Source organism: Agrobacterium sp. LEGMi-208b, from assembly GCF_059511785.1.
On the sequence record NZ_CM183445.1, the window covers coordinates 2,028,914 to 2,041,432 of the forward strand.

General features: G+C 60.1%; 14 protein-coding genes. 10 read left to right on the top strand and 4 right to left on the bottom strand.

The window, feature by feature from the left end; translation table 11 throughout:
• The first annotated feature begins 122 nt into the window (after positions 1-122).
• Both AC5YUO_RS09805 and AC5YUO_RS09810 read left to right on the top strand, forming a co-directional pair.
• Positions 123-797 carry a response regulator transcription factor gene (locus AC5YUO_RS09805; RefSeq protein ID WP_496153166.1) on the top strand — a complete coding sequence of 225 codons (675 nt, stop codon included), beginning with the start codon at positions 123-125 and terminating at the stop codon, positions 795-797.
• Between the two features lie 35 nt (positions 798-832).
• Positions 833-2,221, top strand: coding sequence for a sensor histidine kinase (locus AC5YUO_RS09810; protein ID WP_496153167.1), 1,389 nt, complete (start codon positions 833-835; stop codon positions 2,219-2,221).
• A gap of 77 nt (positions 2,222-2,298) precedes the next feature.
• Here AC5YUO_RS09810 and AC5YUO_RS09815 read toward each other — a convergent pair whose 3' ends face one another.
• On the bottom strand, positions 2,299-2,517 hold the full coding sequence (locus AC5YUO_RS09815; protein ID WP_496153168.1) for a hypothetical protein: 219 nt from the start codon (positions 2,515-2,517) through the stop codon (positions 2,299-2,301).
• Here AC5YUO_RS09815 and AC5YUO_RS09820 point away from each other — a divergent pair.
• Entirely contained in the window at positions 2,507-3,136 is a 630-nt protein-coding gene (locus tag AC5YUO_RS09820) for an outer membrane protein (RefSeq protein ID WP_496153169.1), read from the top strand. The genes AC5YUO_RS09815 and AC5YUO_RS09820 overlap by 11 nt on opposite strands.
• Positions 3,137-3,267: 131 nt before the next feature.
• Here the strand turns inward: AC5YUO_RS09820 and AC5YUO_RS09825 are convergent, their stop codons facing one another.
• Positions 3,268-3,657 carry a hypothetical protein gene (locus AC5YUO_RS09825; protein WP_496153170.1) on the bottom strand — a complete coding sequence of 130 codons (390 nt, stop codon included), beginning with the start codon at positions 3,655-3,657 and terminating at the stop codon, positions 3,268-3,270.
• A 122-nt stretch (positions 3,658-3,779) separates the two neighbouring features.
• Positions 3,780-4,211 carry a MarR family winged helix-turn-helix transcriptional regulator gene (locus AC5YUO_RS09830; RefSeq protein ID WP_496153171.1) on the bottom strand — a complete coding sequence of 144 codons (432 nt, stop codon included), beginning with the start codon at positions 4,209-4,211 and terminating at the stop codon, positions 3,780-3,782.
• Between the two features lie 204 nt (positions 4,212-4,415).
• Here AC5YUO_RS09830 and graD point away from each other — a divergent pair, with 204 nt between their 5' ends.
• The 7 genes from graD to AC5YUO_RS09865 all read left to right on the top strand — a co-directional run bounded on the left by graD (position 4,416) and on the right by AC5YUO_RS09865 (position 11,084).
• Positions 4,416-4,955 (top strand): FADH(2)-dependent resorcinol hydroxylase reductase component, encoded by a 540-nt coding sequence (gene graD / locus AC5YUO_RS09835; RefSeq protein WP_400819712.1) that lies wholly within the window; start codon positions 4,416-4,418, stop codon positions 4,953-4,955.
• 65 nt (positions 4,956-5,020) lie between these two features.
• Entirely contained in the window at positions 5,021-6,250 is a 1,230-nt protein-coding gene (gene graA, locus AC5YUO_RS09840; protein WP_496153172.1) for an FADH(2)-dependent resorcinol hydroxylase oxygenase component, read from the top strand.
• Positions 6,251-6,296: 46 nt separating this feature from the next.
• Positions 6,297-7,280 (top strand): gamma-resorcylate decarboxylase, encoded by a 984-nt coding sequence (gene tsdA, locus AC5YUO_RS09845; protein WP_400819717.1) that lies wholly within the window; start codon positions 6,297-6,299, stop codon positions 7,278-7,280.
• Positions 7,281-7,283: 3 nt separating this feature from the next.
• On the top strand, positions 7,284-8,339 hold the full coding sequence (locus AC5YUO_RS09850) for a maleylacetate reductase (protein WP_496153173.1): 1,056 nt from the start codon (positions 7,284-7,286) through the stop codon (positions 8,337-8,339).
• 15 nt (positions 8,340-8,354) lie between these two features.
• Complete coding sequence (graB, locus tag AC5YUO_RS09855) at positions 8,355-9,242, top strand: hydroxyquinol 1,2-dioxygenase (protein WP_496153174.1); 888 nt, start codon at positions 8,355-8,357, stop codon at positions 9,240-9,242.
• On the top strand, positions 9,239-9,577 hold the full coding sequence (locus tag AC5YUO_RS09860) for a YciI family protein (protein ID WP_496153175.1): 339 nt from the start codon (positions 9,239-9,241) through the stop codon (positions 9,575-9,577). Before graB ends, AC5YUO_RS09860 begins: the two co-directional genes overlap by 4 nt.
• A gap of 220 nt (positions 9,578-9,797) precedes the next feature.
• Positions 9,798-11,084, top strand: coding sequence for an MFS transporter (locus tag AC5YUO_RS09865; protein ID WP_496153176.1), 1,287 nt, complete (start codon positions 9,798-9,800; stop codon positions 11,082-11,084).
• A gap of 47 nt (positions 11,085-11,131) precedes the next feature.
• On the opposite strand, the gene telA is transcribed toward AC5YUO_RS09865, so the two are convergent.
• On the bottom strand, positions 11,132-12,460 hold the full coding sequence (gene telA, locus AC5YUO_RS09870; RefSeq protein ID WP_496153177.1) for a telomere resolvase TelA: 1,329 nt from the start codon (positions 12,458-12,460) through the stop codon (positions 11,132-11,134).
• Positions 12,461-12,519 lie beyond the last annotated feature (59 nt).

Below are 12,519 nucleotides of genomic sequence, written 5' to 3' on the forward strand. Positions count from 1 at the left end.
GACTTCGGATTATGATCGGCAAGGGGTACAAGACAAATTGTCTGCCCGTCCTCCTGCAATGTAGCTGCAACATTCGCCGACCAGTGGTGGGGATGGCAAGAATCCATCTTTGGGGAAAGTCATTGCGAATCTTGCTTCTTGAGGATGAACCCGAAATGGCGCGCGCGCTTCTCGAAGCCCTGCGCCGGCGCGATGTGCTTGCGGATCATGTCAGCACCATCAGCGACGCTGATGCTCTGGCCCGGGATGGGTCTTACGATGTGCTGGTCCTCGATCGTCGCCTTCCCGATGGCGAGGGGCTGAACCTGGTGGCCTCGCTTCGCCGGAGCAGACACTCCGTGCCGATCCTTGTTCTGACGGCGCTCGGAAGTGTCGATCATCGCGTCGATGGACTCGATGCCGGCGCGGATGATTATCTTGCCAAGCCCTTTGCGATAGAGGAACTGCTCGCCCGCCTCAGGGCGCTGCACAGGCGCGGCCCTTCTCTTTCCGACAAATATGCGCGTTTCGGAAATCTGAGCATCGATGCCCGAAGCAATGAAGTCAGCATTGCCGGCTGCATCATCGAGTTGCGGCGCCGGGAATATCTCGTGCTTGAAGCGCTGATGCGGCGTCCCAACCGCATTGTCACGCGGTCGAACCTGATCGAGGCTGTCTATACGCTCGACGACGAGATCGAATCCAACGCTCTCGATGCCCACATTTCCCGTATCAGGAAGAAGCTGGCGCAGGCCGAGGCCACGGTGGAGATAAGAGCCGTGCGGAACATCGGTTATCTCATCCGGTTGAAAACATGAAGAGAGCACGCAATCGATCCCTGCGATGGGGGCTGATGAAGCGCCTTTTCGCATTGCAGGCGTTCCTGCTCGTCCTTTTTGTCATCCTTCTCATCGGCTGGATATGGATCATCGATCCGCGGCTCGAAGGTGCGAATGAAGAGGCTGCGCGCATCGTCGCGGAGAGTGTGACGAAGGACGGACAGGGCAGGCCGCAACTTTCGGCGACGCCGGAGCTGTCGGAGCTGAAACGGCGTTATCCGAATCTCTGGTTTGTCGTGCGCGACGCCAGTGATGTCGTCCTGCAATACGGGGTTGTCCCGCCGACCGTCCTGTCGGCGGTGTTTCCCTGGAGTTTTGACCGCGCACGCCTGGAAGCAGCCGGAACACTCCGCGCCACCGTGGAAAACCGCGATACAGCCGCAGGGCGGCTTCAGTTCATCGCCGGGACGGAGGAAGGGATTCCCAACGACGGTCTGAGTATCTGGATCAATGTTCAGCTGGACCTGGAAAAGGATGCCGAGGGCGCCATCCGCTGGCTGACCGTGCTGCCGGCTCTGGGCTTCATTATCCTCATCGCCGTCGTGCCCATGCTGATCCTGACGGGCATCGCGACGCTGCTCGTGACCCCGCGGGCGGTTGGCCGTTCTTTGAGCGGGCTGATGGAAACCGTGAAGCAGGCACAGTCCATCGATTTCGAGAACCGTTCCGAGCGTATCGACCGTTCCAAAGTTCCCCTTGAAATCATACCGCTGGTGGATGCCTTCAACGTCGCGCTGTCGAAGCTTGATGACGGGTATAATCGCCGTAACCGCTTTCTTGCCGATGCGGCGCATGAGCTGAGGACGCCGATCGCCATCGTTCGCACCAGAGCCGACCTCTTGCCCGATGACGCGCTGAGCCGTCAGATCAGGGCCGATATCGATCGCCTCACCCGCGTTGCGCATCAGCTGCTGGAGATGCAGGCCGTGGGTGCGGTGGCGCTGCCGGCGGAGCCACGCGATCTCAACAAACTTGTCGAGCGCATCGCGACCGACCTTGCCCCGATTGCTATGGATGCCGGATATGAATTCGATTTCGAGCCAAGCGCCGGTGCGGCCGTCTTTACGGTGCAGGCCTCGATTATCGAGATGGCGGTCGTCAACCTCTTGCGCAATGCAATCGACCATGCCGGCGGCAAGGGTGCGATCACGATCCGGGTCGACGTGATGGGAGCCATCGAAGTCTGCGATGAAGGCCCGGGCATCCCGGTCTCCGAGCGGGAGCAGGTATTCGAGCCCTTCTACCGCATCAACGCGAATGCGCCCGGAGCGGGCCTTGGGTTAAATCTGGTCCAGAAGGCGGCGGAGCTTCATTGCGGCCGTGTTCTCTTCTTCGACCGCGATCCCGGCTTTTGTGTTCGGCTCGAAATGCGATCGATAGCTTTGAAAGATACTCCGGCTTAAGAGCTCTTTGAACGAGCAAAGGGCGTTCCGACAATGAAATTTCTTACGATCCGGTTAAGAAAATTCATCTAAGTCATTTAAATAAATAAATTATTTCTCACAAAATTTGCTCCATGCAATGCAAGCGTAATTCTCGCGCAGAAAATCCCCTTATCTGCTGAACGCATCCGCACATCATGCCGGCCGGCGGCAGCAGACAAACGGGAGCCGGTTTCCGGTTCTTCAACGCGAACTGAAACCTGCATGCGCCGGAAGACGGCGCATCGGTTTCGTCTGGAGTCATTCATGTCGATCATCAAGAAATCGCTTGTCGCCGCGACTATCGCCCTCACGGTTGCAGCCAATGCCTATTCCGCCGATCTTACGAACTACAATACGCAGCAGTCCTTCGATTATGGCAGTCAGCCAGCCTTCTCATGGGGTGGGGCCTATGTCGGTGTGCATGGTGGCGTCGCCTCCCCGAAATTCAACCCGCTGGCGAGCGGCCGGGGTCTGACGGGGGGCGTTCAGGCCGGTTATAACTTCCAGTTCGGTTCGGGCGTGGTTGGCGCGGAACTCGAAGGTTCCTACCTCGGGAACGAAGCGCGTGTGCCGAACGGCCGTTTGAGGGAGCGTTTCCGGGGCGCGGCCAAGATGAAGGCTGGCGTGGCGCTCGACCGGACGCTTGTTTACGGTACTGCCGGCCTGACCACGACGAAGTTTAAGGATGGCAATGGCGTAACCGGTCCCGATGGCTGGAAACAGGGCTATCTGGTCGGGGCAGGCGTCGAACAGAGTTTCGGCGGCGGCCTCTCGGCAAAGTTCGAATATAATTATGTGAGCACGGGAAATGTGGCCACGACGACGGCCAGCGGCAGGTCGAAAACCGATGTCAGCGATCATGTCATCAAGGCCGGCCTCAACTATCGTTTCTGATCGGCCCGTCCTATGACAGATTTCAGGGAGAATTTTCAAAAAAACGCCGCCGCTTTCAGCCTGGAAGCGGCGGTAAACAGATCGGGCGCAAAACATGCGGGACCGGGGCTGAAATTTGAAACCCTGGACGATCATTCGCATTCGAGCGAAGGTTGCCGGAAGCTCGTAACATACCATTCCGCCCCGGAGTTGCGGGTGTAGAAGGTGTAGAAGCAGTCGATGCGCTCGATGTAACCCGGCGTTTCAGACACTTCGTAACGTTCGCCATGCCGTGTTGTCCGCACCTCACCACTCGACGATCCGGCAACAGCCTGCGTTTTGTTCTTCCGCCATTGATAGGCCTGCTGGCCGGGACCCAGGCTGTAGACATTGTCCGGCGGGCCGTAGTCCAGCATCACGCTGGTGATGGGCGCGCCGATATAGCTTTTCATGACAGTCGAGGCGCAGGCCGTGAGCAGTATCGATGCGCCGGTGACAAGAAAGATTGCCGCCGGCACTGTAAGGGACGATCTGTTGGACATGGAAGTTCCTTTCTGCGGTGATGTCCGCAGGGATAGGAAGCGGTTATTGCAAGTACATTGCACGGCAAGGCGGAGCGAGGCAGGGGCTTCCGCTGAAAGCGACGCTGTCCGGATTGCCGCTATCAGAGACCGGCAATATTGCGGCCGATATGGCGCAGGATGCTTTTGAAAAGTTTCACTTCCGCGGGATCGAGGCCTTCGATCGCGGTTTTTTCGAACATGGCGGCGATGGGCATGAGTTCATCGGCCAGTTCCTCGCCCTTCGGGGTGAGCGTGATGCGCACGATGCGCGCATTGTCGGCCGGCCGTTCGCGGCTGAGGAGGTTGCGCCGGACCATCAGCCCCACGAGCCGGGACAGCGTGGAAATCTCCACCGACACCATGTCCGAAAGCTCGGTCAGCGTCTTGCTCTCCTGCTGCCGCAACGTCGCAAGCACGCGATACATCGGCAGGGTGATGTCATAGGAGGCGAGCCTCAGAGAAAAGCGCTCGCCAAGCCGAACACCCACCCAGTTGAGCAGGTAGGGTACCGAATCGGTGAACTGATAAGACACGAGCAAATCCCTGTTTGAGAGCCATCTGCGCATATGCTGATGTGCGCCTATCGGCTGTACCGGCACAATCCATCCGTTTCAATAGCTTCGCCCCATAAGACGGGGAATGCGGGGTTCTTCCCTTCTCAAAAATGACGAAAAACATTTGCGTTGACAAATGTTGCAAATGCAAATAAATAGAAGTGCAGGATTTGGGAGGATCTCATGACATCAGCATTGTTTGGCCTGAGCAGCCTTGCGCCTGAAGGCGTCGGCCAGAATTTCCGTTCAACGATGCGCCGTTTTCCGGCGACCGTGACGGTCATCACGGCCTGCGCTTCCGGTGACCAGCGCGATCACGGCATGACGGTCACGGCCGTTACTTCGGTTTCGATGGAGCCGCCGTCCCTGCTGGTTTGCCTGAACAATCGCACCCTGCTGCATGAACTGCTGCTGTGTCGGCCCGATTTCATCGTCAATGTGCTGACGCAGGATCAGATTGCCCTGTCGGATGCCTTTAGCGGCAAGGTGTTGCCGGAAGAGCGTTTTCGCGACGGTCAATGGCAGCGCCACGACAATGGCGTTCTCTATCTGCCCACGGCCCATGCGGCCATCGCCTGCCGCCGGGTTGCGGCCATGCCCTATGGAACTCATACCGTCTTCATCGGGCAGGTGGTTTCCGCCGATGTCAGCGAGACGACGCGGCCGCTGCTTTATGAAAACGCCCAATATTGCGCCGCAAGCCCCGCGAGCCTGCCCGCCTGATCATGGCCGCCCAGATAAACCCGGTGAGATAACGTCCGGCCAGTAAAGTCCGGAAGGAGACAATCATGAATGATATGAGCCATGCGCCGCTGCCGGCGCAAACGAACCCGCGTGTCCGCCTCGCCAGCCGTGTCGCCGGCATAGCCGATCTTTTCCGGGCGAGCGCCAGACAGACGGAGGAGGCCCGGCGCGTTCCGGCCAGCCATATCGAGGCGCTGCGCGGTATCGGTTATTTCGATATCGTCAAGCCTCGTGCCTTCGGCGGCAAGGGTGGAGACTTCGCCGAACTGGTCGAGGCCAATATCGAGCTTTCGGCTGCCTGTGCTTCGACGGGCTGGGTCGCCGGCCTGCTGTCCGCCCATCAATGGCTGCTGGCGATGTTTCCGGAAGAGGCGCAGGCTGATGTCTGGGCCGAAAACCCCGATGCGCTTCTGTGTGGCTCCTACGCGCCGGTAAAGATGGCGGAGCTCGCCGATGGCGGCTATCGCCTGAGCGGCAAATGGGCCTTCGCCTCCGGCTGCGAAAACGCGCAATGGTCTCTCTGCGCCGCAATCCTGCCGCCGCGGGGTGAAGGAAAGCCGGTTCCGGCCTTCCTGCTCGTTCCCGCCGGGCAATATGTGATTGAAGACACCTGGCATGTGGTGGGCCTGGCCGGCACGGGTTCCAAGACCCTCGTTCTCGACGATGTCTTCATTCCCGGACACCGGGTTCTGACCTTTCCGGATGCCACCAGCGGAAAGACGCCCGGCGGGCATTATTATGCGGAAGAGGGCCTGTTCAACATGCCGCTTCTGACCGGCATTCCTTCCTGTCTCGCGGCGGCGGGCGTCGGTGCGGCCAAGGGCGCGCTTGCCGCCTATGTCGATCATGTCGGCGGCCGGGTGACGCGCGGTGCGGTGGCGGGCGGCAATAATCGCATGGCCGAATTCCCGACCATCCAGCTGCGTGTCGCGGAAGCTGCCGCGAGCGTCGATGCGGCTTGCGAAATCCTGCTGCGCGATGTGGCAAAGGCACAGGCGCTGGCCCAGGCCCGTGTTGAAGGCCGGGCGGAATTCACGGTGGATGACCGTCTTTTGAGCCGTCGCGGCCAGTCCTTTGCGGTGTCTCTCGCCCTGCGTGCCGTGCAGGCGCTCAACGACTCCACCGGCGGTGTCGGGCTTGATCTTGCCAATCCCGTTCAGCGGGCCTGGCGGGACGCCAATGCGGTCGGCCGCCATATCAGCATGAACTGGGATGCCGTGGGCACCATGATCGGCCAGAGCATGCTCGGGCTGGAACCCAAGGGCCAATATTGATCGTCTCTCAGGCGGCAAATCATACATTGAATTCGGAGGAAACCACATGCAAGGCAAGGTCGCTCTCGAGGAGCATTTCGCAATCCCGGAAACGCTTCAGGATTCGGCCGGGTTCGTACCCGGCGACTACTGGAAGGAACTGCAGCATCGCCTGCTCGACATTCAGGATACGCGCCTGAAGCTGATGGATGCGCATGGCATCGAAACCATGATCCTGTCGCTGAATGCGCCCGCGGTGCAGGCCATTCCCGACAGGAAGAAGGCGATCGAGATTGCGCGGCGGGCCAATGACGTGCTGGCCGAAGAATGCGCCAGACGGCCGGATCGTTTCCTCGCTTTCGCCGCCCTGCCGCTGCAGGACCCGGATGCGGCGACCGAAGAACTTCGGCGCTGCGTCAACGAGCTTGGCTTCGTCGGCGCGCTCGTCAACGGTTTCAGCCAGGAGGGCGATGGTCAGACGCCGCTTTATTACGACCTGCCACAATATCGTCCGTTCTGGGGCGAGGTGGAAAAGCTCGACGTGCCCTTCTACCTGCATCCGCGCAACCCGCTGCCGCAGGATTCGCGCATCTATGACGGCCACCCATGGCTGCTGGGCCCCACCTGGGCTTTCGCGCAGGAAACGGCGGTGCACGCATTGCGTCTGATGGCATCGGGCCTGTTCGACGAGCATCCGCGTCTCAACATCATTCTCGGGCATATGGGCGAGGGCCTGCCCTACATGATGTGGCGCATCGACCACCGCAATGCCTGGGTGAAGCTGCCGCCGCGTTATCCCGCCAAGCGCCGTTTCGTGGATTATTTCAACGAGAATTTCCACATCACCACCTCGGGCAATTTCCGCACCCAGACATTGATCGACGCCATTCTGGAAATCGGTGCGGACCGCATCCTGTTTTCCACCGACTGGCCGTTCGAGAATATCGACCATGCCTCCGACTGGTTCAACGCGACGACCATCGCCGAGGCCGACCGGGTGAAGATCGGCCGCACCAATGCGCGCCGACTGTTCAAGCTCGACGGGCGCTGAACCATGCAGCCCTTCGTCTATGTGGCTGCTCCCGCCCGCATCGTCTTCGGCGCGGGCAGTTCCGCGGGTGTGGCGGAGGAAATCCGTCGCCTTGGCCTGTCGCGGGCGCTGGTGCTTTCCACGCCGCAGCAGAAGAGCGATGCGGAGGCCTTGGCCGCCCGGCTCGGCCGGCTTGCCGTCGGCATTTTCTCCGAAGCGGCCATGCATACGCCGGTCGAGGTGACGAAAAAAGCGGTCGAGGCCTATCGCGCCGCCGGTGCGGACTGCGTTGTGGCGCTCGGCGGCGGTTCCACCACCGGTCTCGGCAAGGCCATTGCGCTGCGTACCGATGCGGCGCAGATCGTGATCCCGACCACCTATGCCGGCTCCGAGGTGACGCCCATTCTCGGCCAGACGGAAAACGGGGTGAAGACCACCATGCGCGGGCCGGAAATCCTGCCGGAAGTGGTGATCTACGATGCGGAACTGACGTTTGGATTGCCTGTTGGCATCAGCATGACGAGTGGGCTGAACGCCATGGCGCATGCGGCGGAGGCGCTCTACGCGCAGGACCGCAATCCCATCGCCGGCCTGATGGCGGTCGAGGGGCTGCGGGCGATGATCGAAGCGCTTCCCGGCGTGAAAACAGCGCCGCAGGATGTAAAGGCCCGCGAGACAGCACTTTATGGCGCATGGCTGAGCGGCACGGTACTTGGCGCCGTCGGCATGTCGCTGCATCACAAGCTTTGCCATACGCTTGGCGGCAGCCTCGATCTGCCGCATGCGGAGACCCATGCGGTGCTTCTGCCGCATACCATCGCCTATGTGGAGCAGGCGGTGCCGGATCTCCTCGCGCCGCTTGCTGCCCTTGTCGGCGGCAGGGCCGGGGCGGGGCTCTACGATTTCGCCAGCCGGCTTGGCGTGTCGTCAAGCCTTGCTGCTCTCGGGGTCAAGCCGGACGATCTTGACCCCATGGCTGAGCTGGCGACCGCCAATCCTTACTGGTGCCCGCGGCCAATCGAAAAAACTGCGATCCGCGACCTTTTGCAACGCGCCTTCGAGGGCGCGCGGCCGGAGTGATGGGAGGAGGAGACGATGGATATGAAGATGAGCAATGATGACGGCTACTTCGTTGAGGAACGCTCGGCTGAAACCGTGATCGCGCGGATGCGCGACTGTGACGATCCGCGTCTGAAGGAAATCATGGCGGTCGTGACGCGCAAGCTGCACGAGGCGGTGAAGGAAATCGAACCGACCGAGGAGGAGTGGATGAAGGCCATTCATTTTCTCACCGAGGTCGGCCAGATCTGCAATGAGTGGCGGCAGGAATGGATCCTGTTTTCCGATATTCTCGGCGTCTCCATGCTGGTCGACGCCATCAACCATCGCAAGCCGAGCGGTGCGTCTGAATCGACCGTTCTCGGCCCCTTCCATGTGGCGGATGCGCCGGAAATGCCGATGGGTGCGAATATCTGCCTCGATGGCAAGGGCGAGGATATGGTGGTCACCGGCCGCATCCTCGATACCGAGGGGGCGCCGGTCGCCGGCGCGCGCATCGATGTCTGGCAGGCCAATGACGAAGGCTTTTATGACGTGCAGCAGAAGGGCATTCAGCCCGATTTCAACCTGCGCGGCGTTTTCGTGACCGGGGAAGACGGGCGCTACTGGTTCCGGGCGGCGAAGCCGAAATATTATCCGATCCCGGATGACGGCCCGGTCGGCCAGCTACTGCGGGCCATGGGGCGGCATCCCTACCGGCCGGCGCATCTGCACTACATCGTTTCGGCGGAAGGTTTTACCACGCTGGTCACCCATATTTTCGATCCCGATGACCCCTATATCCGTTCGGATGCGGTCTTCGGCGTGAAGGAAAGTCTGCTTGCTGATTTCCAGCGGGTGGACGATGCGCAGAAGGCGCGGGATCTGGGTTTCATCAGCGACTGGTTCTGGTCGGTGAACCACGATTTCGTGCTCGCCCGATGAGCGGCGCGAGCAACCGAGCCCGGCTTTACGTGCGTTTCGCCGAAAGCGATCCCGCTGCGGCCGTGCAACGCGCGGCGCAGATTGAGGCTCACAAGGCCCATCTGCGCAATGGCGAGGCGATGGCCGAAGGGTTCAAGATTCTTGTCTCTGGCCCGATGAGCGCGGTTGCCAACGGCCCATCCGCCGCCCTTATCATTGCGCAGGCGCACTCGATCGAAGACGTCATCGCCTTCAGCGATGCCGACCCATTTGTCATTCACGGTGTTTATAACCGCATTCATATTTTCAGCTGGACGCCGACGCTTTCGACGATTTCCGGGCTGGAGCCCGGCTGAAATTTCGTCGGTGTCGTGCGCTTGGCATTGGTCAATATTGCATTTGCAATTTTTGCAAATGCAATATTTAATCGAAGACGGGTGATGCTGGCGATATGTGGCTTGACAGGAGTGGGACACGTATCAGGGTGGAGAACGCCGGGCACTCACGGAGGATATCGCAGAACGGGAAGACGCTTATCCATTCCGGGTGGCGCGTTCATGCGTGAAAGGGAGGAACATGTCCACAAATTATCTGAGCGCCGCGTCAGCGCGGACGAAAAACCCGGCCGGCGTTATCGCGACATGCGGCCTGATGATCATGTTTGACGGTTACGATCTGGTCGTTTATGGCGCCGTCGCACCGGCACTGCTGAAAGAAAGCGCCTGGGCGCTCAACCCGGCCATGGTCGGGCGCGCCGCCGCGCTGACGCTGGTGGGCATGCTGCTCGGCGCGCTTTTTGCCGGCACCATGGCCGATCGCATCGGCCGCCGAAAGGTGGTTCTTCTCAGCCTCGCCGGCTTTTCGGCGATGATGATCGCCTCGGCCATGACGCCGAATTTTCTCGCCTTCGAAATCACGCGCTTCTTCGCCGGGCTCGGGCTTGGCGCGCTGCTGCCGACGGTGACGGCGCTGGTGCTGGAATTTTCGCCACCGCAGCGCAGGGCACAGGCCAATTCCCTGTCCTTCCTCGGTTATCTTGTCGGTGGCATCATTTCCGGCGTCATGGGCATCCTGCTCCTGGAGACCTATGGCTGGCGGCCATTGATGCTGATCGGCGGTCTGCCGCTTATTCTTCTGCCGATCTTCATGCGGTTCCTGCCGGAATCGCCCGAATGGCTGGCGAGCAAGGGCCGGCAGGCGGAGGCTGACGGCATTTGCGACAGCTACGGTCTGCAACGCATCGTGCCGCATGCGAAAATTCAAAAGGGTGGTGTCGGCGCGCTGTTTTCGGAAGGCCGGCTGCTCTCGACGCTGAATGCCTGGGGCATCCACTTCTGCTCGCTGCTGCTCACCTTCGGCATGGTCAACTGGCTGCCTACCATCATGAACAAGATGGGTTATGACATCAGTTCGGCGCTCAGCTTTTCCGTCATGCTCAATGTCGGGGCCGCGATCGGCATCCTCATCGGCGGGCGGTTTGCGGATAAGGGCAACGTCAAGGTGGTCGTGGCAATCCTGTTTCCCATCGGCGCCGCCTCGATCTTCGCCCTGACTGTCAACAAGGGTCCGCTTCTTTATGCCTTTGTCGCCCTTGCGGGGGCCGGAACCATCGGAACCCAGATTCTCGCCAATGTTCTGGTGGGCAGGCTCTACCCCGTTCATATTCGCGGCACGGGTCTCGGCTTCTCGCTGGCGGTCGGGCGGCTCGGCGGTATTGCCGGCCCGATGATCGGCGGCCTGGTGTTGCAACGGGGTCTGGCGCCCGAGTGGAATTTCTACATTTTCGGCTCGGTTGCGCTCCTCGGGCTGATGCTGACGGTGTTGACCCTGCTTTACCGCACCTCGGGTGACGCGCGGGTTTGAGGAATGAAGCTGCCGGCCGCTGGACTGAAATCCGCGGCCGACACAGATCATGCTTTTCGGGAAACCGGCGCTGTTGTCGCCATCTGCTGCAACGTGCGTTCGTTCGTGCGTTTGGCCCGTGCCAGTGCGTCGTCGCGATCTTCCGGCAGCGTATAGGTCATGTAGGACAGCGACGTTTCGAGGTCGTTGTTGTTATGTCCGAGAATGGCGGCGAAATAGCTGTTCTTGGTCACATGCGGCGGCGCGAAATTGTGAAAGGCCACCTCGGCATAGAGGTGCCGGAGGCCATAGGGCTTGGGAAGCTCTTCCTTTGGCCAGATATCCTCGAACAGGTTAAAAACCGTGTCCCTGAGCAGCAGGCGGGTTTCGGATGAGAAATCATCGATCGACATGCCGTGCCACAATTTTCCCTGTCCGCTTTCGCGCAGGCGCCTATAGGCAGCCAGAATGGTTTCCGAGCGGGCAAGTACGGGGATTTCATAGGTTACCCCGAATTTCGTTCCTTCGCCCTGTTTCGTCTTGGCCTGGCCGTTGAACAGAAGGCTCCATTTGGAAACGCCCTTGCCATAGGGGGCAGGCGAAAATTCGGCCTGGGTAAAGACTTCATAGGGGCGGCGGCCCGTCATGCCGATCAGGCCGATGCCAATCATCAGGGGATCGGCGGACAGGAGCTTCTCGGCGCAGATCTTCAGAACCTGCCGGTAATTCTCGAAGGTGATCAGCGCGCCGTGCTTTCTGGCGATCTTCTCCATCTTCACCCGGCGCGCATCGTCATACATGGCGGCATCGCCGGTGGCGATCTTCAGCATCGGATGGTCGTCGCCGAAGGCTTCGCGGATGGCGTTACGATATTTGGTGATGTAGGAAATGATGGTGGTCTGGGCTCTGCCCTTCATGGTGCTGATTTCAGCATTCCACAGGGTTTGCATCTCTTCTTTCGTTCCCATGCCGTTCATCGCCGAAATGAAATCGGCGATACGCAGCAGGACGGTCGGCTTGCGGCCGGCGGTATTGAATTCCGCCCGCTCGATTTTTTCGACGATGGAGGTTGCCACACCGGTTTTCGGATAGTCGGCCCGTTCGATATAGGTGTTCAGCCGCTCGCGCAGTTTCTTCATGTTGCAGATGGCAAGCGGTGTAGTCTTCGGCCCGAACTCGGCCTTCAGCGCATTGCGATATTTCATGATGTAGAGTTCGAGCGTCTTTTCGGTGCGGCCATTGTCGAAATGGTAGCGGACCTCGGCATCCCACAGATCGCGGATTTTTCTGTTTCGCGAGGCATCGTCGCTTTTCATCGCCTCTTTGACTTGGCTGACGAATTGATCAATGCGTTCCACGAGGACCGGAGTTTTTGTTTTTCGTTTTGCGGCGAGCATGCGGCGGCTCCCTGAACCGGTCCGGAAATATAAAATCCATGGTTGGCGATCAACAACAG

Coding starts and splice junctions, on each gene's coding strand:
- AC5YUO_RS09860 (WP_496153175.1), top strand. CDS start 9,239: ATGAGCGGCGCGAGCAACCGAGCCCGGCTTTACGTGCGTTTCGCCGAA.
- AC5YUO_RS09825 (WP_496153170.1), bottom strand. CDS start 3,657: ATGTCCAACAGATCGTCCCTTACAGTGCCGGCGGCAATCTTTCTTGTC.
- graD (WP_400819712.1), top strand. CDS start 4,416: ATGACATCAGCATTGTTTGGCCTGAGCAGCCTTGCGCCTGAAGGCGTC.
- AC5YUO_RS09810 (WP_496153167.1), top strand. CDS start 833: ATGAAGCGCCTTTTCGCATTGCAGGCGTTCCTGCTCGTCCTTTTTGTC.
- AC5YUO_RS09850 (WP_496153173.1), top strand. CDS start 7,284: ATGCAGCCCTTCGTCTATGTGGCTGCTCCCGCCCGCATCGTCTTCGGC.
- telA (WP_496153177.1), bottom strand. CDS start 12,460: ATGCTCGCCGCAAAACGAAAAACAAAAACTCCGGTCCTCGTGGAACGC.
- graA (WP_496153172.1), top strand. CDS start 5,021: ATGAATGATATGAGCCATGCGCCGCTGCCGGCGCAAACGAACCCGCGT.
- graB (WP_496153174.1), top strand. CDS start 8,355: ATGGATATGAAGATGAGCAATGATGACGGCTACTTCGTTGAGGAACGC.
- AC5YUO_RS09815 (WP_496153168.1), bottom strand. CDS start 2,517: ATGATCGACATGAATGACTCCAGACGAAACCGATGCGCCGTCTTCCGG.
- tsdA (WP_400819717.1), top strand. CDS start 6,297: ATGCAAGGCAAGGTCGCTCTCGAGGAGCATTTCGCAATCCCGGAAACG.
- AC5YUO_RS09865 (WP_496153176.1), top strand. CDS start 9,798: ATGTCCACAAATTATCTGAGCGCCGCGTCAGCGCGGACGAAAAACCCG.
- AC5YUO_RS09820 (WP_496153169.1), top strand. CDS start 2,507: ATGTCGATCATCAAGAAATCGCTTGTCGCCGCGACTATCGCCCTCACG.